Origin of the sequence: Mesorhizobium sp. M2A.F.Ca.ET.037.01.1.1, from assembly GCF_003998075.1 — a bacterium.
GTDB lineage: Bacteria > Pseudomonadota > Alphaproteobacteria > Rhizobiales > Rhizobiaceae > Mesorhizobium.
On record NZ_RZSA01001242.1, the window covers coordinates 1 to 1,666 of the forward strand.

The 1,666-nt window shown below is 63.7% G+C and carries 2 protein-coding genes and 1 pseudogene; 2 read left to right on the forward strand and 1 reads right to left on the reverse strand.

The window, feature by feature from the left end; genetic code table 11:
* Both EOA27_RS42685 and EOA27_RS42690 read left to right on the forward strand, forming a co-directional pair.
* A partial coding sequence (locus EOA27_RS42685; protein ID WP_245491305.1) for a class I SAM-dependent methyltransferase occupies positions 1–241 on the forward strand: 241 nt, incomplete at its 5' end.
* A 38-nt stretch (positions 242–279) separates the two neighbouring features.
* Entirely contained in the window at positions 280–615 is a 336-nt protein-coding gene (locus EOA27_RS42690; RefSeq protein WP_245467031.1) for a hypothetical protein, read from the forward strand.
* A gap of 6 nt (positions 616–621) precedes the next feature.
* Here EOA27_RS42690 and blaOXA read toward each other — a convergent pair.
* Positions 622–1,433, reverse strand: a pseudogene (gene blaOXA / locus EOA27_RS35545) (class D beta-lactamase).
* Between the last annotated feature and the right edge of the window lie 233 nt (positions 1,434–1,666).

Here is a 1,666-nt window from a genome sequence, read left to right on the forward strand (position 1 = left end):
GGCGGCGGCGGTGCGACGCGGCGTCGCCCAAGTCGTGGTGCTTGGCGCCGGCCTCGACACTTTTGCGCTGCGCAATCCATATCCCGACCTCGCGGTCTTCGAGGTCGATCACCCGGCGACACAGGCTTGGAAGCGCCAACGCATCGCCGAAGCCGGTCTTGCCGAGCCGGCCGGCGCCGCCTTCGTGCCGGTCGATTTCGAACGCCAGAGTCTGGCAGGCGAATTGGCGGCGGCAGTCTGAAAGCGAACGAGCCGAGCTTTTTCATCTGGCTGGGCGTCGTGCCCTACCTGACGCGCGAAGCGATTTTTGCCACGCTTGGCTACATTGCCGGCCTCGCCGGCTCGGAGGTCGCCTTCGACTACAGCGAGCCGGCCGGGAATCGTGGCGCCGCGGGCCGAGCGACGCTTGCCTTCTATGCGGCGCGCGTCGCGGCGGTCGTCGAGCCCTGGATCAGTTTCTTTGTTCCCGATGAATTGGCGAAGTCGCTCGCGGATCTCGGCTTCGACGATATCGAGGATCTCGACAACGGCGACATTGCCGCCCGTTTCGCCAAGCTGCCGAGCACCAAAAGCAATTCCGGCGGGCACATCCTGCGCGCCCGCCGCAGCATCTGAGAGAGGCTACTTCACCAGTTGCGGCAAATCTTCAGGAACGCCGCGCGCGTCGCGAGACCTTTCGGCTGGTCGGCACGCTTGGCATCGACGACCAGCCTTGCAAAGACGATGCGGCGCCCGCCCTTCTCGGCCCAGCCGACGAACCACCCAAGCGAGCGCCTGCCATCCTGGCCAAGCCGGGTGCTGCCGGTCTTGCCCTGCACCGTCCAGTCTGCTGCCGCGAAGGTCGGCAGGATTGCCCTGGTCATTTCATGCGCCTTCGCCGACACCGGCATCTTGCCGGCGAGCAGTTGGCGCAGGAACGCCGTCTGCTCGACCGGCGATATTTCGAGCGAGGAATTGATCCAGGATTGCGTCAGTCCGTTATCCTTGCCGGCATCGCCCGAGACGTCCTTGTTGCCATAGCCGAATCTCGACACGTAGCCGGCGAATTTTTCGGCGCCGAGCCGCCGCGTGATCTCGCGCGAGTACCAGACGATGGAATCGCGTTCCCAGATCGTTGGATCGACGGTCTTCTGGTCGCGCTTCGCCGCCTTGAATTCCGGCTTGTAGCCCCAGCTCGGCGTGTGCACTTCGCTTAAGATGCCTGCGTCATAGCCGATCAGCGCCAGGGGCACCTTGAACGTCGAGGCCGGACTGACGCGCTGATCGCAGACGCCGTCCTGGTAAAGCGTGGCGCCGCTTTGCGCATCCTGGATCAGCGTGCAGCGGATGTCGTTGAGCGGCGCCGATTGCGCCCGCACCGGCAAGCCGAGCATCCAGGCCAGAAGGAAAAGGACGATGGCAAAAATGAAGGGATAGCGGTCCATCTGGCGCATGGCGAAGTCACTCCGGTATGAGATTGCGGGAGCGGCTTAGCGAGGCGACTTGTCTCGATTTTGTCTCAAATTGGCAATGTTTGTGCAGCTTCGCGTTAACCCTACCGGACCGTTAAAATCCGGTCCGCATCACGGCGAAGCAATCAGATTTCGGGGTCGCCGCGCCTTTTGCCGATCCGCCAGTAGCGCCAGGGCATGAACCAGACATAGCGCGCCGCAAGCACCTCCGGCTG